18 protein-coding genes are annotated in these 19,810 nt (G+C 46.6%); 7 read left to right on the forward strand and 11 right to left on the reverse strand.

Annotated elements, in window-relative coordinates; genetic code table 11:
- Positions 1 to 20: 20 nt before the first annotated feature.
- Positions 21 to 308: a hypothetical protein gene (locus P402_RS0113390; RefSeq protein WP_026829141.1), complete on the reverse strand. Its 288-nt coding sequence runs from the start codon at positions 306 to 308 to the stop codon at positions 21 to 23.
- Positions 309 to 470: 162 nt separating this feature from the next.
- Positions 471 to 1,400: a DMT family transporter gene (locus P402_RS0113395; RefSeq protein WP_026829142.1), complete on the reverse strand. Its 930-nt coding sequence runs from the start codon at positions 1,398 to 1,400 to the stop codon at positions 471 to 473.
- A gap of 187 nt (positions 1,401 to 1,587) precedes the next feature.
- On the opposite strand from P402_RS0113395, the gene P402_RS0113400 reads away from it, so the two are divergent.
- On the forward strand, positions 1,588 to 3,537 hold the full coding sequence (locus tag P402_RS0113400) for a heavy metal translocating P-type ATPase (protein ID WP_026829143.1): 1,950 nt from the start codon (positions 1,588 to 1,590) through the stop codon (positions 3,535 to 3,537).
- 83 nt (positions 3,538 to 3,620) lie between these two features.
- Here P402_RS0113400 and P402_RS0113405 read toward each other — a convergent pair whose 3' ends face one another.
- From P402_RS0113405 to P402_RS0113420, 4 genes are all read right to left on the reverse strand, one after another.
- Complete coding sequence (locus P402_RS0113405; protein WP_026829144.1) at positions 3,621 to 4,529, reverse strand: YihY/virulence factor BrkB family protein; 909 nt, start codon at positions 4,527 to 4,529, stop codon at positions 3,621 to 3,623.
- Between the two features lie 87 nt (positions 4,530 to 4,616).
- Positions 4,617 to 5,042 (reverse strand): NUDIX hydrolase, encoded by a 426-nt coding sequence (locus tag P402_RS16555; RefSeq protein WP_034770017.1) that lies wholly within the window; start codon positions 5,040 to 5,042, stop codon positions 4,617 to 4,619.
- A gap of 31 nt (positions 5,043 to 5,073) precedes the next feature.
- Positions 5,074 to 5,985, reverse strand: a complete 912-nt coding sequence (locus P402_RS0113415; RefSeq protein ID WP_026829145.1) for a PfkB family carbohydrate kinase — start codon at positions 5,983 to 5,985, stop codon at positions 5,074 to 5,076.
- 201 nt (positions 5,986 to 6,186) lie between these two features.
- The gene (locus P402_RS0113420; protein ID WP_034770019.1) at positions 6,187 to 7,080 is read right to left on the reverse strand and encodes a 1,4-dihydroxy-2-naphthoate polyprenyltransferase; all 894 of its coding nucleotides are present in this window, start codon (positions 7,078 to 7,080) and stop codon (positions 6,187 to 6,189) included.
- 160 nt (positions 7,081 to 7,240) lie between these two features.
- Between P402_RS0113420 and P402_RS0113425 the strand changes: the two genes are divergently transcribed.
- The 6 genes from P402_RS0113425 to menC all read left to right on the forward strand — a co-directional run bounded on the left by P402_RS0113425 (position 7,241) and on the right by menC (position 14,394).
- Positions 7,241 to 8,620, forward strand: a complete 1,380-nt coding sequence (locus tag P402_RS0113425; protein ID WP_026829147.1) for an isochorismate synthase — start codon at positions 7,241 to 7,243, stop codon at positions 8,618 to 8,620.
- Positions 8,610 to 10,256 (forward strand): 2-succinyl-5-enolpyruvyl-6-hydroxy-3-cyclohexene-1-carboxylic-acid synthase, encoded by a 1,647-nt coding sequence (gene menD, locus P402_RS0113430; RefSeq protein ID WP_051525167.1) that lies wholly within the window; start codon positions 8,610 to 8,612, stop codon positions 10,254 to 10,256. Before P402_RS0113425 ends, menD begins: the two co-directional genes overlap by 11 nt.
- On the forward strand, positions 10,253 to 11,032 hold the full coding sequence (menH, locus tag P402_RS0113435; RefSeq protein WP_026829149.1) for a 2-succinyl-6-hydroxy-2,4-cyclohexadiene-1-carboxylate synthase: 780 nt from the start codon (positions 10,253 to 10,255) through the stop codon (positions 11,030 to 11,032). The genes menD and menH overlap by 4 nt, the downstream gene beginning before the upstream one ends.
- 14 nt (positions 11,033 to 11,046) lie before the next feature.
- The gene (menB, locus tag P402_RS0113440; protein WP_026829150.1) at positions 11,047 to 11,871 is read left to right on the forward strand and encodes a 1,4-dihydroxy-2-naphthoyl-CoA synthase; all 825 of its coding nucleotides are present in this window, start codon (positions 11,047 to 11,049) and stop codon (positions 11,869 to 11,871) included.
- Between the two features lie 73 nt (positions 11,872 to 11,944).
- On the forward strand, positions 11,945 to 13,318 hold the full coding sequence (gene menE / locus P402_RS0113445; protein ID WP_026829151.1) for an o-succinylbenzoate--CoA ligase: 1,374 nt from the start codon (positions 11,945 to 11,947) through the stop codon (positions 13,316 to 13,318).
- Positions 13,315 to 14,394, forward strand: a complete 1,080-nt coding sequence (gene menC, locus P402_RS0113450; protein WP_026829152.1) for an o-succinylbenzoate synthase — start codon at positions 13,315 to 13,317, stop codon at positions 14,392 to 14,394. The genes menE and menC overlap by 4 nt, the downstream gene beginning before the upstream one ends.
- A gap of 78 nt (positions 14,395 to 14,472) precedes the next feature.
- Here menC and map read toward each other — a convergent pair whose 3' ends face one another.
- From map to P402_RS0113475, 5 genes are all read right to left on the reverse strand, one after another.
- Entirely contained in the window at positions 14,473 to 15,219 is a 747-nt protein-coding gene (gene map / locus P402_RS0113455; protein WP_200868741.1) for a type I methionyl aminopeptidase, read from the reverse strand.
- A 14-nt stretch (positions 15,220 to 15,233) separates the two neighbouring features.
- Positions 15,234 to 16,424: an EAL-associated domain-containing protein gene (locus P402_RS0113460; RefSeq protein WP_026829154.1), complete on the reverse strand. Its 1,191-nt coding sequence runs from the start codon at positions 16,422 to 16,424 to the stop codon at positions 15,234 to 15,236.
- 73 nt (positions 16,425 to 16,497) lie between these two features.
- Positions 16,498 to 16,764 (reverse strand): hypothetical protein, encoded by a 267-nt coding sequence (locus tag P402_RS0113465; RefSeq protein WP_026829155.1) that lies wholly within the window; start codon positions 16,762 to 16,764, stop codon positions 16,498 to 16,500.
- 88 nt (positions 16,765 to 16,852) lie between these two features.
- Positions 16,853 to 18,454, reverse strand: coding sequence for a DEAD/DEAH box helicase (locus P402_RS0113470; protein ID WP_026829156.1), 1,602 nt, complete (start codon positions 18,452 to 18,454; stop codon positions 16,853 to 16,855).
- Positions 18,455 to 18,792: 338 nt separating this feature from the next.
- Complete coding sequence (locus P402_RS0113475; protein WP_026829157.1) at positions 18,793 to 19,647, reverse strand: S1-like domain-containing RNA-binding protein; 855 nt, start codon at positions 19,645 to 19,647, stop codon at positions 18,793 to 18,795.
- Positions 19,648 to 19,810: the final 163 nt, after the last annotated feature.

The following is a 19,810-nucleotide window of genomic DNA, read 5'->3' on the forward strand; positions in this document are numbered from 1 at the left end:
CCATTGGAACGACCGTCTTTTTATTTCACGATTCCTTCTTGCCGAAAACTGTGCCAGAGCTTATCGTCGATTGCATACGGTTGTTCTTTTGCCCGTTTCAATTCTTCCGTCTCCAGCAAGACGACGACCTCTTGACCGTTGATTGACCAAACGGAGTCGTATCCTCTTTCTGCCTCAATGATTTCCACCCCGACATCTCCATGTGTCTCCTTAAGTTGTTGACTGACACAGGTGACGACAAACCGAGCAAACTCATCCCGCGGACGACGGTTGGCAATGATCTTTCGAACGATCTCATTCCGTTCCACTTCTCTCATCTCCTTTCGTTTTTTAGTTGCACTAGCCTTTATAGCAAGGCCGAATCGGTGGTTTTATGACCGTACAGAAAAAGCCGAACTAGTCGGCTCAGCAACAAACGATTAAAAATAACAGATTGATTGAGACTATTTTTGCACGATTCAGAATCTTCGTCAACTCCGCTTTTGAAACCAAATCGGAAGATAAGTTGAAACGAGAATCCCTGAGACGACAAACAACAGACCGATAAAGGCTTGCGGTGGAATGGATTCCCCGAGAATGAGCGCGGATAACGTTACGCCGAAAATCGGGACAAAAAACATGAACAATGACACGCGGCTGACCGGGTTATATTTCATCAAAAGATTCCATAACGTAAATCCGGTCGCTGACAAAAACGCTAAATACACGAGCATCCAGACCGTTGTACTCGTGAAAGTAAACGGGAACCAGTCTCCATTCAAGACTGCTCCGACGATGAATAAGCCAATTGATCCAATGACCATAGCCCAACCGGTCATCGGTGCAACCGGGTAACTTGCCGAATATTCCTTAGCGATTAAATTTCCGAATGCGCCGGAAATCATGGCGAGGATCAGTAAGACTTCACCGCTCCCAAACGATACACCGGCTGATCCTTGCGGCCAGTTTGCTAAAATCACGCCTGTAAATCCTAAAAACAAGGCAAGCCCTTTGAAACGATTCAACCGGTCATCTTCATAACGGAAATGGGCGAGCAACATTTGAAAGAAAGAAGTCGACCCAGCAATGATTGACCCTTGGACGCCCGTTGATAAGGAAAGTCCGATATAAAAGAACACGTATTGAAGAAACGTCAAAAAGAAGCCTAGACGGCTGTAAGCGAGTGTTCGCTTCTTCAACGTAATCGGTTGTTTAAAAATCAGGACGCTGACAATCAGCAATAAGACGCCGGCGATAAAAAAGCGGTAACTGGCAAACAACAGCTGTTCCCCGTACTCCGTTGAAGTGATGGCAAGTAAAGCATAACTTTTTTTGATGAAGGGAAACGCACTTCCCCAAAGGAAGGTCGTCACTAATGCGAGCACAACCATACCAAATCGATCGGTCAATATTTTTTTCATTTTTGCTAATTCCTTTCCTGTTTCTTTTGACATAGACATGGTATAGTAGGTTTACAGATAATAATTATTATAATCTAGCGACAATGAAACTCATTATCATTGATGAGAAAACGTTGGTAATTAACATTCTCATTGTTTTAACATAATGATTTCTTTTCTCATTTAGACTTGAAAGGAGCTTTTCCATATGACTACCTCTACTACTACTGATGTCCATCAGCGTTCCGCTCTCCGTCATGCTTGGGAGGAACATCACGAATTGATTTTAGCACTCTTTAGCGGAATATTGATTTTAATTGCCTACACGCTCGAAAAGATCAACATTCCCGCTACAGGCTATGTCACGCTTTATCTCTCCGCTTATTTAATCGGAGGCTATGCGAAAGCAAAAGAAGGATTAACGGAAACGTATCATGACAAAACCTTGAATGTAGAATTATTGATGATTTTAGCGGCTATCGGTGCAGCGGCTATCGGCTACTGGATGGAAGGTGCCATCTTGATTTTCATCTTTGCGTTATCCGGCGCCCTTGAAACTTATACAATGAATAAAAACGAACGGGCATTACAAAGTTTAATGTCCTTACAGCCAGAAGAAGCCACGCGATTAAATACCGATGGTAAGCTTGAAGTCGTTGGTCTTGAGCAATTGGTCGTCGGAGAACTCGTCTATGTCCGCCCCGGTGAACGTATTCCTGTCGACGGAACCATCATCCGCGGTCAAGCTGCTATTGAAGAAGCTTCGATTACAGGCGAATCGATTCCCGTCGAAAAACATGTCGGGGATACCGTATATAATTCAACCGTCAATATGAATGGTGTGTTGACGATCGAGATGACAAAAGCCGCGGACGAGTCTCTGTTCCAAAAAATCATTCACATGGTTCAGAACGCTCAAAGCGAACAATCACCATCCGCACAATTCATCGAGCGGTTCGAAAGCCGTTACGTTAAAATCGTCTTACTCGTCGTCGCCTTGATGATGGTTGTCCCCCATTACTTAGTTGGTTGGACATTTGAAACGAGTATCTACCGGGCCATGATTTTGCTTGTCGTCGCTTCACCTTGTGCTTTGGTCGCTTCGATCACACCAGCTGCTTTGGCAGCAATCGCCGCTTCTGCCCGAAACGGTGTCTTATTTAAAGGTGGAGCACATATCGAGACACTTGGACAAGTCGATACAATCGTCTTTGATAAAACCGGGACATTAACGACCGGGAAACCCATCGTCACGGAAAGCCATTATGCTGATGGAATTGATGCATTCGCCGTCAAACAAGCTGTCGCATCAATTGAAGCACAATCAAATCATCCGCTGGCACAAGCGATTGTCACGCACTTAAAAACGGATATCATCGAACCATCCACTTTCAAGGATGTGACGGGCTACGGAATCGAGGCCACTGTTTCCGGTCAGACGTACCGGATTGGAAAATATGCGTTCCATGAAGGATTGACCGACCCTTTCCTATCGATGGAGCAAACTTTAAAAGAACAAGGAAATACGATGGTTTATGTCAGTAACGGTCAATCAATCATCGCTCTGTACGCATTACGGGATACGATTCGCCCTGAAGCTAAGACAGCTATCGCATCGTTAAATGCTCTTGGTATCACGACGATCATGTTGACAGGAGACAACCCTGTGACTGCCGCTGCGATTTCCAAGGAAGCCGGTCTGACGGACTACGTAGCCGAATGTCTCCCTGAAGACAAAGTACGTCATATCAAGCAGTACCAAACCGAAGGAAAAACAGTCGCCATGGTCGGAGACGGAATTAATGATGCTCCCGCCCTTGCGTTGGCTCATGTCGGTATCGCAATGGGCGAAGGAACAGATGCTGCCCTTGAAACAGCCGATGTCGTCTTGATGAAAAATGATTTAGGACGCCTGGCCTACGCCGTCAACAAAGCGCGTAAAATGAATCGTGTCGTCAAACAAAACATCACGCTCGCAATCGGTGTTATCCTGTTATTAATCATTTCGAACTTCTCACAGTTCCTAATCATGCCTTTTGCAGTAGTCGGTCATGAAGGTTCTACAATCCTTGTCATTTTGAACGGATTACGCCTTCTACAAAAAGATACCTCAGCCTACAAGACTCCCGCTCCGTTTTCAAAACAAGCTGCAGCTTGATCCAATCAAAAAGCATCTACCGTCGGACTACCGACAGTAGATGCTTTTTAGTGTGGCTCATTCAAATGAGACGGAACTTGAAATCAACCAAACGTATTGGTTGGAATCGAGTCTAAATCCGCTTGCTCTTTCAATCGTTTTTCTTCCATTTTTTTCGGATCCGCTTTTTTCATGAAGCGTTCCCACGACGCATTCAGTTCAGACCCAAGTAAAATGATTAATCCTGTAAAATACAACCATAATAACACGATGACGACACTTCCAAGCGAACCGTATGTTTGATTATAGTTTGAGAAATTCGAGACGTAAAATCCAAATCCAACCGATAATAATTGCCATACGATGACACCAAAGACGGCTCCCGGGATAGCTTCTTTAAACGAAATCGGTCGTTTCGGTGCAACACGGTAGAAAATCGATAAAATCAGAATCAGCAAGACAGTTGAAATGACATATCGCAAGACCGTCAACAGAATTTTTTGCCCCATATCAATCGGTAGGACAAAGTTGGCTAAGTAACTGATAATCGGTCCACCTAAAACGTTCAGGACAATCAACAAGAGCATCCCAATTCCGAGCACAACGGTTAGAATCAAAGCGATTCCACGCGCTGCAACGAATCCGCGCGGTGAAAAATCACCATAGGCATGATTGGCTGTCGTAATCAGACGATCGACGCCTTTTGAAGCTGACCAAATAGCTAAAATCGCCCCGATCGATAAGAGACCTCCTTGCGGTTCCTTGATGGCTTGGAAAATGACATCCGTAAACGTATTGACCGATCCACCCGGTGCCAAATCACGAATTTGAGATTCAAGTGTCTGTTGATCGATGTCAAAGAATGATAATACTGAAATAACAAAAATGATACCTGGGAAAATCGATAAGAACCAATAGTAAGCTAACGTTCCTGCGTAATCCGTAATGTTGTGATCAGACATCCGTTGCTTTAGATTAAGGGCTAATCCTTTTGGGTCACGTGTATGTGCCATCGTCATCTCTCCTTCACAAAAAAGAGGCAGTCTAGGACCACCTCACTGTCTTACTATACTTTTTCCCTGTTTAATCCAACTAAAACCTCAATTATCTTTTAGCTCGATATTATAGAAACGTTCCGTCATCTTCGTCAATTCCTGGACAAGCGCTGTCGGGCGAACCGGTAAATCCATCAATTCTTCGCGTTTGACCCACAACGGTGTATATCCCGATGACTGATCTTCGAACTCTTCTCCGGTTCCTGTTCCAAATATACCACCCGTCATTTTTGCCCAGTAATAAGGATTTTCCAATCCGTTAAAGTGAACGTTTGCGGCAACTCCTTCGAGTTCCACATCCACCCCAAGCTCTTCGTGGGCTTCCCGAATTGCGGTTTCTTCTAATGTCGCCCCGACTTCCCGTCCACCACCAGGAAACACATAATACGTCTCGCCCGGCTTATCCCGACGAATCAAGGCAACTTCGTCTGATTCATTGATTAAAATAATGGCACTTCTTTGAATCGGCATTGATCTTCATTCCTCCTCACAGTCTGAGGACTCAACGAATGGTCTCAAGCATTTCTGGAATCAGTCCATTTTCCGTGGATGCAATGACTTGTGCGGCAACCTTCATCCCAAGTTGAAGTGCCTCTTCTGCCTGCTTGGATTCCGTCAGTTCGGAAAGTACAGCAGAAAAGAAGGAATCGCCGGCACCTGTTGAGTCAACTACTTTCACTTTCTTCGTCCCGACGTGACCTGAAGTCGCTGTCCGGCGGTCCACATAGACAGCACCTAACTCACTCATCGTGACAACCGTAAAGGGTGCTCCTTTTTTCGCCAGTTCGTTGGCGACATGAATGGCGTCTTCTACCGTCACGATGGACAGGTCCGATAAAATCTCAGCTTCTTCACGGCTACAGATGAATCCAGTAAACCCTTGCAACAAATGGCGATTGCGCTCAATCACACTCAAATGTCCACAGACACCGTAAAGCGGCAACTCCATTTTGCGGCAGATATGAATCAACCGTTCGAGGACTGTCACCGACAAATCCAAATCGATTGCGACTGCGTCCACCCCGTCAAGCGCATAGACGGATTGACGAAGAATCGCTTCTTCGAGGAGTTTAGCATCCGGTTGTTTAGAAATCGACGTCTGTAGATCCCCTTCATTGTCCATGACTGCAAGCCACATGCCCATTCCATGGTCTTCGAGCATCTCTACATGATCGACGTTGGCTCCGTAGGATTTTAACTCTTCGAGTACCCCGACACCAATCTGATCGTTCGTAACCGTCGAGATAAAACGAACATCATTTCCGAGAACAGCGAGATTTTGTGCTACGTTCCGTCCTGTACCACCATTCGAGAAGGTGATATCCCCGACGTTTTTCGCATCCTTATGCAAGGGCGCAAACGAAGTTCCTTTTATGTCGACGAATACTTTTCCGATTACCGCAATTTTATTCATTCCTGTTCCACCTCTAAAAAAATTTCATGAACCTGAAGGATGTTATACGCGTTCTAGGCACATTGCTTCTATTATAGTAAAATTTCAAAACTGTTACAACCAATCAGACCCTTCATTGTTCCAACAAAAAAATCCCGACGAAGACAGTTTTATCTGTCCATCATTCGGGATTCCGTTCAAAAAAATCATTGTCATTTTCCATCACAGATTGGCGATTGTCAAACTGATTGCAAGCAATAATCCAAAGATCGTATTGACCTTCCCTGTCTGTGCCATACCCGGCATCAATTCCTGCGGCGGCAAATCATGCCAGAACAGTTTCACGGCTTTAATCATCAGTGGAATGCTTAAAAGAGCAAGCAGTGCCCACCATGTGACGTTAAAGGCTAGTACGGCAATCAACAGCGAAAGGACGGCAGCAGCAAAAAAGGCAATCAGCACATAGACTGCTTTTTGATGACCGACCAAACAGGCGATTGTCTTTCGTCCATTGACTTTGTCATTGTCGAGATCACGAATATTATTTGCGAGTAGAATCGATCCAATTAAAATCGCCACCGGAATCGAAATCGCGACCGCTTCTGTCGGCACATAACCGATCTGCAGATACGCGGAAATCGCAATGATGACATAGCCCATGAAAAAGCCGGCCACCACTTCACCGAACGGTGTGTACGCAATCGGCAACGGTCCACCTGTATAGATATAACCGACAAACATCGAAATGATTCCAATCAACAGCAACCACCAGGTTGTCTCTAGGCATAAATAAATACCGAGTAAAGCCGAAATTCCATACAGCGTCAAGGCAAATGCCAAAATCGTACCCGGCTTAAAACCGTCGCGGACAATCGATCCTCCGATGCCCACCGATTCTTCCGTATCGAGCCCCCGCTTGTAATCATAATATTCATTAAATAAGTTCGTCGCAATCTGAATCAGCATCGATGCGATCAACATGGCAAAAAACAGATCCATCCGTAACGATTCGATCCGTGGTGCCACGATAGCCGTTCCTACGACGACCGGCACAAAACTTGCCGTCAACGTATGCGGTCGTGTCATTCGCCAATATACAGCGATTGATTTATTCATATAATAAACCCCTTTCCTGTCTAAGTGTATCGGGTTTCGTTTTTTACTGTCAATGCTCAATCCAAGATAGCTTATTCCTTCTTTTTTTCAGATAAAAAGTTTACACTGAGAATAAGTGAAACGTATCACAGTATCTATAGACTAGGGGGCAATGAGCGGTATGGCTTACGCTCAACATGAGCTTAAACAATGTATTGAACGTGCTGTTGGTCATGCAAATGCATATCAACGGTCTATCATCGCCGCGTACTCGTGGAATGTCGAGACGCAAGACGTTAGCGCACTGTCATTCGGAACAGAAGAACGCTTTTATTTTACGACACCTGATCGATCCATGCGTGCCATCGGTTTTGGCATTACGCAACAACTAAAGACGGCAGGACACGATCGTTTCTTACGGATGCAGTCCATGTGGTCAAATTTGAATCGGGATCATGTCGGCACCGATTTATTTGCCTTTTGCGGCTTTTCTTTTTCTGAACTGAAACATACTGAATATCGTTGGTCTTCTTTTGGAGAAGCATCGATGACCATTCCCAAGTATCTTTACTTGGAACAAGATGGACGAATGACGGTAACGGTTTTTGCGTTCGTTGAACCGCAATCTAACGCAGAAAAGATTCTCAACCAGTTGGCTGTTGAATATGCAGAATTGCATACACCGAAGTCCACTCAATTCGTGACACGGATTCGTCTGACGCGTGACGGAAATGATGCGTTTGAAGCATCGTTTCATCAAGCGACACAACTCTTAAAAACGTCACTCAAAAAAATCGTCTTAGCCCGTGAGGTCGTCTATGAGCTGGATCAGCCAATTGACTTGGCCGGACTTGTCCAGGAACTCGAGTCTTCGCAGTCGGGCAGTTATATCTTCTTCTTTCAACCGACAACCGATGAAGCTTTCCTTGGTGCGACGCCGGAACGGTTGATTTTAAAATCCGGTCTTGAGCTCAAGACAGCCGCCGTTGCCGGATCTGCTCCTCGACACGCGATCGAGACGACAGATGCTGCACTGGGACAGTCGTTGTTACAAGATGACAAGAACCGTGTCGAACATGCGATTGTCGTCGATTCGATTGAAAATACACTTCAAGGACTCTCGACAGCGATTCACAAACCGGACGAACCGATGTTGCTGAAGAATCGCCATATCCAACATCTCTATACGCCGATCAACGCTACACTTTCACCTGAAGTCAGTCTTTTTCAGCTGATCGAGAAGCTTCACCCTACACCTGCTCTAGGGGGAGAACCCAAGGAGGCGGCCGTCGCTGCCATCCGCGAAATTGAAACGTTCGAACGTGGATGGTACGGTTCTCCCGTTGGTTGGATGGACGGACAGGAAAACGGTGAGTTCATCGTCGCCATCCGATCCGGTTTGTTTACCGACCGCTCGGCTGTTCTTTATGCGGGATGCGGAATCGTTGAGGGATCTGTTCTCCAAAGTGAACTGGAAGAAACCGACACGAAACTATCACCGATGTTACAGGCCTTGTCGCATCTTTGTACGATAGAAAAGGATGATATTTATGTTGACTAAATGGATGCATGCATTAATCGATAATTTAGTGAAAGGTGGAGTCCGGGATTTCGTCATCAGTCCCGGATCTCGTTCGACACCGCTTGCCATCGCTGCCTTCCTTCACCCGTTTAGCCGTACCCACGTCCTCGTCGACGAACGGTCGGCTAGTTTTTTTGCGCTGGGTTTAACACGGGCGGAAGACACCTTGCGTCCGGTTGCCTTGATTTGTACAAGCGGAACGGCAGCGACGAATTATTATTCTGCCGTTACGGAAGCAAATATCTTCGAACTGCCCTTAATCGTATTGACGGCGGATCGCCCCCATGAATTACGTGGTGTCGGTGCACCCCAAGCGATTGATCAGGTCGGTCTATACGGGAAGCAGGTACGGCATGCCTTTGACCTGCCACTACCGGAAGAGACTGCCCTACCCTATGTACAACACGTAGCAGAACGTGCTGTCCTTCTTGCGCTCGTGGAACCTGCTGGTCCGGTCCATATCAATATTCCACTTCGGGAACCATTGATTCCGGAACTGGATTTATTGCAAACGGGTCAGCCGGTCGGACAACCGCATCAACCGGAAATAGAAAAACATACACAAAAATTCATTGAAATTTTATCAATTCCGCGTCTTTTGATTGTCATCGGACCTCAACTTTCTCTTGCAGATACACAAATCATCCTTGACTATGCAGACCGCGCGCGGATTCCGGTTTTAGCTGATCCATTGAGTCAAGGCCGCCGTTCTTCCAACGATACGGTTTTCGGCTATTATGATACCTGGTTAAAAGAAACGGCAATTCACGATGACATTCGACCGGATCATATTTTACGTTTCGGTGCGATGCCGACCTCAAAACCGTATCTTCTTTGGTCAAAAGGCATTCCGACGACAGTTGTTGGACATCCTGGAAATTGGCGTGATCCTCAGTTGCAGGCCCACTTTTTAAGTGGTCATCCGAGCCAACTGAAGACCGTTCCCGTCATCACGCATGACATATCTTATCTCGAGACCCTTCAACGGGCAGAGCAAACCGTCCAGACCGTCTTTTCTTCTTTGGATGCAGACCAGCTGACGGAATACAACGTCGTCCGGGCATTAAATGATTTAACAGAAGGCAGTCTGTTTGTTTCGAACAGTATGCCGATTCGCGACCTCGATACTTTTTTACCGACGCGTACACCGCTACGTATCCTTGCCAATCGGGGTGCCAATGGCATCGACGGGATTCTTTCAAGTGCCCTCGGCGCGACTTATGAAGCAGACAATCGTTACCTGCTCGTCGGCGATCTTGCGTTCTTACATGACATCAACGGGTTGATGATGGGGCGAACCGTCCCGATCACGATTCTTTTAGTAAATAACACGGGCGGCGGTATCTTCAGTTTTCTACCGCAACAAAATCTTGATCCCGCTTTGTTTGAACCCTTGTTCGGAACGGCGCAAGACGTTGATTTCAGCCACTTGGCTGCCGGCTACGGGGTAGAATATGAGCGGATTTCATCGATTACGCAACTCAAGTCGACGCTGCAACAACAAGCGACTACGACACGGGTCTTGGAAATCGTCACCAATCGTCCGGAAAATGTTCGTCTCCACCGCTTGATCTGGGAACAGACGAATCAAGCATTGCAGGACGCGTTCCGATGAAACTACGGTATCAGGAATACCATGTCGAAATTACAGGAAGCGGTCCACCGCTGTTGCTGTTGCACGGTTTTACAGGCAGCAGCGCCACATGGGATCTGCTCGAAAGCCGGTTGCAATCAGACTATACCGTCTATCGGATTGATTTGCTCGGACATGGTCGGACAGCTGCTGCTCCTTACCAACGGATGCGCCTGACGGAACAAGTAAAGGATTTGCGGACCTTACTTGCGACACGCGATGAAGACTGGTCGGTTTTAGGCTATTCCATGGGCGGTCGGATTGCCCTTCTGCTCGCTGCGACATCGAAACAGGTGAAACAGACGATTGCCGTCAGTACGACACCGGGTATCCGATCGGCACATGAACGACGATTACGTCGTCAGGCCGATCGCCGCCTCGCCAATCGTTTATTAACGGATGGTCTAACAGATTTCATCGATTATTGGGAATCGCTCCCGCTTTTTGCAAGTCAACGTCATCTGCCTGTTGAAGTAAAGGAGTCGATCCGCCGTGGACGACTGGCACAATCACCGGAAGGACTGGCCGCTTCTTTGATCGCTCAAGGAACAGGCAATATGGCTCCGGTCTGGCACTTACTCGACTGGTCTTCGATTGACTGGATTGTCGGTACCGAGGACAGTAAATTTAAAAAAATCGCTGTCGAAGCGGCTCTACCAGAAAAAATTCATTTAATTGAGGGTGCATCACACGCCCCGCATATCGACCAACCGGAAAAGTTTGTTACAATAGTAGAGAAACTACTCTTAATTAATTAAATGGGGGAATTGAAATGAGATACGTTCCAGAATGGGCATCTGCCCGTAGCTACGAAGACATCAAGTATGAAAAATGGAATGGGATCGCTAAAATCACGATTAACCGTCCCGAAGTCCGCAACGCTTTTCGTCCGAAGACCGTCCACGAACTGATTGACGCTTTTTCACGTGCACGTGACGATCAAAATGTCGGTGTCATCGTCTTGACTGGTGAAGGCGATCTTGCTTTCTGCTCAGGCGGCGACCAAAAAGTTCGCGGACACGGTGGATATGTCGGTGAGGATGAAATTCCACGCCTGAACGTTCTTGATTTACAACGCCTAATCCGTGTTATTCCAAAACCGGTCATCGCAATGGTTGCAGGATATGCAATTGGTGGCGGACATGTTCTTCACCTAGTCTGTGATTTAACGATTGCAGCGGACAATGCGAAATTCGGGCAAACAGGTCCTAAAGTCGGATCATTCGATGCTGGATACGGTTCTGGTTACCTCGCCCGCGTCGTCGGTCATAAAAAAGCACGCGAAATTTGGTACTTGTGCCGTCAATACGATGCCCAACAAGCGCTTGACATGGGTCTCGTCAATACGGTCGTGCCACTGGCTGACCTGGAGCAAGAAACCATCCAATGGTGTTCTGAAATCCTTCAGCATTCACCAACAGCACTTCGTTTCTTAAAAGCTGCATTTAATGCCGATTCAGATGGTCTTGCAGGTATCCAGCAACTTGCTGGTGATGCAACATTACTCTATTACACGACAGACGAAGCAAAAGAAGGACGCGACGCGTTTAAAGAAAAACGTGATCCTGACTTCGGACAGTTTCCACGTTTCCCATAATACAAAAAAGGTTCAATGTCGAAAGACGTTTGAACCTTTTTCTTATCATCATCCCGAAAGGAAGTGGTAATCCGTGTATCCTTGGATTTACACGCGTGCTAAAGAACAACCGGATGATCTTGCTCTCATCACGGACAGCGAACGTTTGACATGGTCCGCGCTCTACACAAAAGCACATGAACTGGCAAGTTCGTGGGCTCCGCTGTTTTCCCGTGGTGACCGCGTCGCTTTGTATGGTCCTTCCAGCAGCAGTTATATCATCGCTGTTCACGCAGCTCAGTTGCTTGAACTGACAATCGTTCCGATCAATATCCGTTTGAGTCAAACGGAAGTGGAGATGCAACTCAAACAAGCAGATGTCCGGTTCGTCATCTCGGATCGTCCGATCGATGCACCGGTCAAACGGCTTCCGTTTCAAGTGGTCAATCCGGCGCCCGATGTTCTCGTTCGGCATATGCCGAAACATTATATTCAGTCGATGTTATTTACGAGCGGAACGACCGGACGACCAAAAGCGGTGGAACAGACGATGCTCAATCACTTTTCGAGTGCCATGAATGCGGCCCGTCATACCGGTTCCTATCCGGATGACCGATTCCTTGTCGTAACACCGTTGTTTCATATGAGCGGTTTAGCTGTCGTCTACCGTTCCGTCATCTATGGTGTTCCACTCATCCTCGAACCTCATTTTTCACCGAATAAGACCATTACATGGATCAAGACAGAACATATCACACACATCTCTCTCGTCTCAGTCATGTTGGATCGCTTGCTTGAAGCCGGACTGCGCCGGTTTGATTTGCGTGTCGTCTTGACCGGCGGCGGCCCTGTCCCTTTACCGATTCTGACCCGTGCGTTAGACCGCGACATCCCCGTCATGCAAACGTATGGAATGACCGAGACCGCTTCCCAAGTCGCGACACTCCTGCCGGCAGAAGCGATTCGAAAAATCGGTTCTGCCGGTAAAGCCATTGCTCCGACGGAAATCCGCATCAACCGGTATCAGGAAATCGAAGTCAAAGGTCCGACTGTGATGAACGGTTATTTTGCCAATCCGGAGGCGACTGCAGCTGCCTTTACAGCGGACGGCTATTTGAAGACCGGGGATCTTGGACGAATCGATGCCGATGGTTATTTGTATGTGTTGGATCGAAGAAGCGATTTGATCATTTCCGGTGGTGAAAATATTTATCCAGCCGAAGTCGAAGCTGCCTTATTATCAATTTCAGGTATCACGGAAGCCGGTGTCGTCGGACGATTCGACCCGATTTGGGGGCAAGTACCGGTCGCTTTCATCGTCAGTACGCTGGCAGAGACCGTTGTCCGGGAAGAAATGGGACGTTTACTGGCCAAGTACAAATGTCCCGTCACCTATTTTTACCGCGATACGTTACCGCGTAACGCCAACGGCAAACTGATTCGGCGTCAACTGAAGGAGTCACTATGACGGCAATCACCCTTCGCAGCGCGGAACTGTTTGATGTATATCTGACGTTTCGTCAGCCGATGCAGACCGCCATCTCCACGTTGTCGAAACGCCGGACAACGATCCTTCGACTGACCGATCAAGAAGGTCGAATCGGCTATGGGGAAGGCGTCGCTTTTGAGACACCTTGGTACACGGCAGAAACACAAGACTCACTTCGTGCCCTGTCCCCGCTCCTGTACCGTTTGCTTGCCGCACAACCTTTATCGTCACCGGCTGACGTCAACACACGCTTTCAGCCGATCAAAGGCAATCAGATGGCAAAAGCGATGTTCGACGGAGCTGTTCATGAATTATTTGCGCAAGCCGAGCATAAATCCCTCGCAGCCTATTTGGGTGGTGATGAGACTCAGGCAATTCCATGCGGAAAAGCACTCGGACGCTCTTCGGCCGACCAAACGGTTGAAGCTGTAGGTCAGGCGTTGACTGATGGATTCGAGCGGATTAAACTAAAGCTCGCCCCAATGGATACAGCCATTCTCCAACAGGTTCGAAAGACTTTTCCGGACGCTCCTTTGATGTTTGATGCCAACGGAAGTTTTGATTTGTCTGATTTACCAATCCTTCAAGAGTGGGATACTTTTTCCCTGCTGATGATGGAACAACTATTTTCTGCTGACGATTGGTTAAGCCACCAGCATGCTGCCTCATTACTCAAGACACCGCTTTGTCTCGATGAATCCATCCAGACGACGCAGGATGCCTTACTGATGCGAACACTGCAGGCTGGTCAAATCATCAACATCAAGCCAGCGCGTCTCGGCGGTTTGACAGCAGCGCTCGATGTGCGAAGCATGACACCATCGTACTGGTTGGGCGGAATGTTCGAGAGCGGAATTGGACGGCGCCAAACGTTGGCATTCGCCACTTTACCGGATCTCGCTTATCCGATTGATATGTCTGGAACCGATCAGTATTTCATTGAAGATCTACTCGAACAGGACTACATCGTCGAAAACGGATCCATCCGGTATGCGGAACATCCGGTTTCCCGGGAACGCCTCGAAAGGCTGACCGTCTCAACAAAAATTCTCTAAGAAAACAGGAGTATCAAATCCCGCTAGAATCAGGGACTTGATACTCCTGTTTGTTTTAATCGATTTACGAAGCCTGAATCAATCGACTTTCGTTAAGATTTCATATCCATCTTTTAAGACGATGACACTATGTTCAAATTGAGAAACCAAACTTTTATTTGGTGTGTATAATGTCCAACCATCCTTCTCGTCTTCCATACAAAATTCGTCGCCTGTTGAGATGAACGTTTCAACAGCAATGACTTGTCCTTCTTTTAACAAGTCGTTCTCCTCACGGCTGAAGTAGTTCGAAATCGACTCCGGCTCGCCGTGCAATGTCTTTCCTAAACCATGTCCTGCTAAGTTCCGGATGACGGTAAACCCGCTCTTGCGTGTCTCGGCATAAATCGCTTTCCCGATTTGATTCACCTTTGTCCCGGCTTTAACTTTCTCCAATCCTTTTTCAAGGGCAGTCAACGAGACTTCAACCAGTCGGACATCTTCCGGACGACGGGCTTGTCCTGCGATGACCGTTTTACCCGTGTCGGAGTAGTAACCATTCTTCACGGCCGAGACGTCGACATTCACGATATCTCCCTCTTGGATGACATAGGCACCGGGAATACCGTGTGCGGCCACTTCATTCACACTGATACAAGTTGCCCCCGGAAAATCATACATGACGATCGGTGCGGATTCCGCCCCTTGTTCTTTCAAGATACGTGCCCCGATATCATCTAGTTCCTTCGTCGTAATCCCTGGTTTAACGGCATTTGCCATCTCATCGCGTGCAATGGCGACAATCCGTCCGATTTCACGTAATGCATCGTAATCATAATCTAACATCATTCATTTCCTCCTCATTCACTCAATCGTTCTTGATATAAATAGTCTGCTGAAATATCAGCAAATAAGAACATCCCATTATTCAGCGGCATACTGAAGGTCCGCGTCTGTTCCCCTGAACTGAAGTCGACGTAACGGTCAGATAAGTATCCGGTATGCCGTCGTTCCATTGCGACCGTCGTTCGGATGAAATACGGTCGGAAACTCCAATTGTACCCCTTGTAAAACGAATAGCGTTTCCAGTCACCGCTTTTTTTGCTGATATTTGATGACTGCTGGAAGCCGTTCGCATCCGTGATATAAAAACGGATGAACTCCGGCTCCATTTTTTTCGCAAGCATCAACAGCCACTCGTCGATGTCTTCCTCCGGTCGAACTGACTGACAGTACTCATTGAATCGAACGGTCCAATCCTGTTCGAGCTGAAACAGCCGGTTCATCTGTTCCCGGTCATACTTATAAAACATCGGGACCTCATGTAGCAGGATTTCCATTCCGGGACACGTCGTTACCCAGTCCGGTGTTGTTTCACCGAGCAGGTTTCCCATATAGTAACGCCCGCCGTGCTGCCAGGCATAACGCAACTGACCAAGATGGCTGATATTTTTGTACAATAACGGTGCCCCGAGTTGATCACAGAGATGTTCCATCGTCTGCAATAAATGCGGGTAGCTGGCCGACACTGTTTTTTTCTCAATCATCGATGCCAAATCGACAATCAACATGTCCGGCGACATCGAAAAGACTCGTTCAAGACTGGTCGCTTCCGCCCGGTCGAGTGCAACTTTCAAACCGGAATTTTGATAATAGGCAACGATTCTCCCGAGTCGATCAAAATCGTCGACTTGAACATCCGTTAATGTGACGTATAACCGGTCTTCCGGAAAATCGATTTGTGCATCCCGCAAGATGCTTAAAAAATCTTCACCGCCGTTCTCAAACAACCAGGCCGGTCGACAGCGGATCAAAACAAACGAATGCGCATCCATCGGTACTTTTTGAAAGGCATGTCGAATGACATGACTCATCACTTCGAGTTGATACTCAATGGGTACATCGTCTTCTTGAAAAAATGGTTTTAATGGTTCTCCCCGGAAGTGGGATTGAATTTCATACCCTTCTACTTTAAAAGGTGCCGCTCCGACAATCGGCTGAAACCAAGCTTCAATTTGTTCGGGATGAACAATGACATCTAAGGCATCCATTCTTCTGCCCCCCTTTTCTCTTGTTCCATCTTATCAAAAAAAGAACCTCTCTGTAATCAGAGAGGTCCCGTCTTTAAAATAAGGTCGTATCTTTTCTGATTGCGATGTAAAGATAAACACCAAATGTCGCTGTAAGATAAATGATGCTGAGGACTCCGTATTGAATACCGGTTGCTCCGCCCTTGCCAATCGCCAAGACAAGAAAGATAATTCCGCCAAATAACAAAGTTGCCAAAGGAATATAACGGAAATGCCCTTTTGTCGTCTGTTCACTAATTCGTTTCGTCGCGACGACTAGTCCAATCAGACAAATGAATGCTATAGCGTAAATAGTATACACAAAATTCCGCCCTCTCTATATTGTTCATTTTAGCACGAGATTTCATAAAAAAGAACCGACTTGTCTGTGACAAATCGGTTCAAACTTCTTACTTTTCAAAACGTGGTTTACGTCCGCCACGGTTGCGATCACTTTCACTGCGGTTACGACCAGCGTATCCACCTTCACGACGATCTGAAGAAGAAGATGTGCTGCTACGGTTTCCTTCAGAAGGACGACCGCCTTCACGGCGCTCCCCACCACGTGGGTTGCTGCCACGGTATCCGCCACTGCTACGGTTAGAAGAAGAACCAGATCCTGATCCACCTTTGTTACCGTAAGGACGACGGTTACCGCCACCGTTACCACCACCGCTACCAAAACGTTTAACACGAATTGGTTCGATTGACGAAATTTGAACTGGCGTTGCATCCGGCTCTTTCGTTAATCCTTTAAGCGCTGCTGAAATCAATTCAACTGCTTCATACTCTTCAAGAAGTTCTTGAGCGAGTGTTGTATACTCTTGTGAGTTTTTCGCTTCTACACGTTTGATTAACTCTTGTGCAGCAAGTTTCAAGTTACCTTCTAGGATTTCATCAAGTGTTGGTGCATGACGACGCGACATTTTTTTGTTTGTAACACGTTCAATCGTTTTGATCTGACCGAATTCACGTGGTGTAACAAAAGTAATCGCTGATCCTGTTTTACCAGCACGACCTGTACGGCCGATACGGTGAACATAGCTTTCTGGGTCTTGCGGGACATCAAAGTTATAAACGTGTGTAACGCCTGTAATATCAAGACCACGTGCCGCTACGTCTGTAGCTACAAGGATATCGATTGTTCCTTTTTTGAAACGACGGATAACTTGGTCACGTTTTGCTTGTGTTAAGTCACCGTGTAAACCGTCAGCCGTGTATCCACGTTGGACAAGTCCTTCTGTCATCTCATCAACACGTTTTTTCGTACGACCGAAGATGATTGATAGTTCCGGAGAATCCGTATCAATCAAGCGGCAAAGCACGTCGAATTTTTGGTTTTCTTTTAATTCGATGAATGATTGATCGATGTTTTCGACAGTCATTTCTTTTGCTTTTACTTTGATGTGAGTCGGAGTCGTCATGAAACGATCTGCGATTTTACGAATCTGCGGCGGCATTGTCGCAGAGAATAAAAGTGTTTGACGAGTCGGTGGAAGTGTACCTAAGATTTTTTCGATATCTTCCACGAAGCCCATGTTCAACATTTCATCTGCCTCATCCAAGATAACTGTTTGGACGTGGTCGAGGTTTAATGTTTTACGGTTCATGTGGTCCATTAGACGACCAGGTGTCGCGACGACGATTTGCGGGTTCTTACGAAGCGCACGAATCTGACGGTCGATTTGCTGACCACCGTATACTGGCAAGGCATGAACACGTTTCACTTCACCGATGCGGTTTAATTCTTCTGCAACCTGAATCGCAAGCTCACGAGTTGGTGCAAGGATCAATGCTTGGATATGGCGCGATTTTGCGTCAAGACGCTCGATCGTTGGAATACCGAATGCAGCTGTTTTCCCTGTTCCTGTTTGTGCTTGACCGATTAAGTCAACGCCGCTAAGACCGACTGGAATTGTTTCTGCCTGGATTGGAGTTGCTTCTTCAAAGCCCATTTTTAGGACACCTTTGATAAGTGCCTCACTAAGATTTAATTCACGAAATGTTGTCAATGCTAAATACTCTCCTTTGTCATATGAAAAGCGTCTGCCACTAAACAGACGCTACCGTAACGAATACAATCGACTACCTATTATAGCAGAACCTCTTCCTTAAAGATAGGGGCTATTTCTGCATATAATAATGTTTAGGGAAGTCACCATCATAATCGTTGCCATAAGGGCGAGGGAAAGGCATGATGCCCGGACCGTACAACGCTCGAATTCGCGCCGCTTGCCCCCACTAGTGATGGGGTTTTATTTGGAAATGGTCGCCGGTAAATACCAGCCGCAACCACCAAAATGATGAATTCCTAACTATTTATTCGAAACGTAGGCTTAAGTTGGTCAACTTATTTCGTTAACCGAATACCCGTTTCATGTTTTTCTATTTTTTTGTCTTTCAACAATCGACCTAAAGCACGTTTGAAGGCAGCCTTACTTAGGCCAAATACCTCATCAATCGTCTCAGGAGGTGTCTTATCACCATACGTCATCTGACCATCATGTTCAAGCAGATGATTCATGATCAAATCCGCATCGATGTCGATTGCCTCGTGAGCACGTGGTCTTGCTGAAAGTAATACTGTACCATCTGGCTTCACATTTGTCACCCGTAATTTCATAACTTCTCCAAGTCGGGGCCACCGTTCCATCTCTTGTTCATGGAGAAAACCAATCGTTTGTTCATTGACCCAAACGTTTACACCAGGGTCCCGTTGAGCAAAGACGAGCCCTTCAACATCCATGTTATTCCACTCTTCCGGTGCTGGTTTTGCCTGTAAGTTGAAATAGGCATAGGGAGCCGGATCTCCAAGCAAACGAAGTTTTTGATCATGCTTCAGGCGGATGTAAAGCTGATCTCCTTCTTCCGGCCAAAATGTCCGGCGCTGTGGCAAATCATCGAGTGATACTAACACGTCTTTTTGAATGCCGATGTTTGCGAACACTCCTGTATTATAACGTGTCCCGTTAATCGTTGTTTTGACGTAATCTTCAAATGACGCTTCTGGAATCGTCATCGAAGAGGCGAGTCGCCCTTCGTTGTCTTGGTAAAGGAAGACCTCTACTTCTTCATCGAGTTCCAGTTTTTTCGTTTGTTCATTATTATGAAGTAAGATGTCTTCTTCCCCGTTACTCAAGAAAACACCAAAATCTGCTTCCCGTTCTACTTTTAATGTGACAACCTGTCCTGCGCGTAATGCCATGAGTGGTCATCTCCCTTCTGTTGTTTCCATCATTTTTCCCGGTTTGTTCGTATCACCTATCATACTATACTCTTTTTCATCCCCTCTCTGACATGAAGCAAAAGTGAACAAATATGACATTTTTGTGAACGGTTCTGATTTGAGTGATTTTTTTGAAAAAAAG

It is taken from the genome of Exiguobacterium sibiricum 7-3 (assembly GCF_000620865.1).
Classification (GTDB): domain Bacteria; phylum Bacillota; class Bacilli; order Exiguobacteriales; family Exiguobacteriaceae; genus Exiguobacterium_A; species Exiguobacterium_A sibiricum_A.

Excerpts from the sequence above, each read along its gene's own strand:
- P402_RS0113475 (WP_026829157.1), bottom strand. The coding sequence starts at position 19,647 with ATGGCATTACGCGCAGGACAGGTTGTCACATTAAAAGTAGAACGGGAA.
- P402_RS0113400 (WP_026829143.1), top strand. The coding sequence starts at position 1,588 with ATGACTACCTCTACTACTACTGATGTCCATCAGCGTTCCGCTCTCCGT.
- menB (WP_026829150.1), top strand. The coding sequence starts at position 11,047 with ATGAGATACGTTCCAGAATGGGCATCTGCCCGTAGCTACGAAGACATC.
- menC (WP_026829152.1), top strand. The coding sequence starts at position 13,315 with ATGACGGCAATCACCCTTCGCAGCGCGGAACTGTTTGATGTATATCTG.
- P402_RS0113425 (WP_026829147.1), top strand. The coding sequence starts at position 7,241 with ATGGCTTACGCTCAACATGAGCTTAAACAATGTATTGAACGTGCTGTT.
- P402_RS0113420 (WP_034770019.1), bottom strand. The coding sequence starts at position 7,080 with ATGAATAAATCAATCGCTGTATATTGGCGAATGACACGACCGCATACG.
- P402_RS0113395 (WP_026829142.1), bottom strand. The coding sequence starts at position 1,400 with ATGAAAAAAATATTGACCGATCGATTTGGTATGGTTGTGCTCGCATTA.
- menH (WP_026829149.1), top strand. The coding sequence starts at position 10,253 with ATGAAACTACGGTATCAGGAATACCATGTCGAAATTACAGGAAGCGGT.
- menD (WP_051525167.1), top strand. The coding sequence starts at position 8,610 with ATGTTGACTAAATGGATGCATGCATTAATCGATAATTTAGTGAAAGGT.
- P402_RS0113460 (WP_026829154.1), bottom strand. The coding sequence starts at position 16,424 with ATGGATGCCTTAGATGTCATTGTTCATCCCGAACAAATTGAAGCTTGG.
- P402_RS16555 (WP_034770017.1), bottom strand. The coding sequence starts at position 5,042 with ATGCCGATTCAAAGAAGTGCCATTATTTTAATCAATGAATCAGACGAA.
- P402_RS0113405 (WP_026829144.1), bottom strand. The coding sequence starts at position 4,529 with ATGGCACATACACGTGACCCAAAAGGATTAGCCCTTAATCTAAAGCAA.
- map (WP_200868741.1), bottom strand. The coding sequence starts at position 15,219 with ATGTTAGATTATGATTACGATGCATTACGTGAAATCGGACGGATTGTC.
- P402_RS0113415 (WP_026829145.1), bottom strand. The coding sequence starts at position 5,985 with ATGAATAAAATTGCGGTAATCGGAAAAGTATTCGTCGACATAAAAGGA.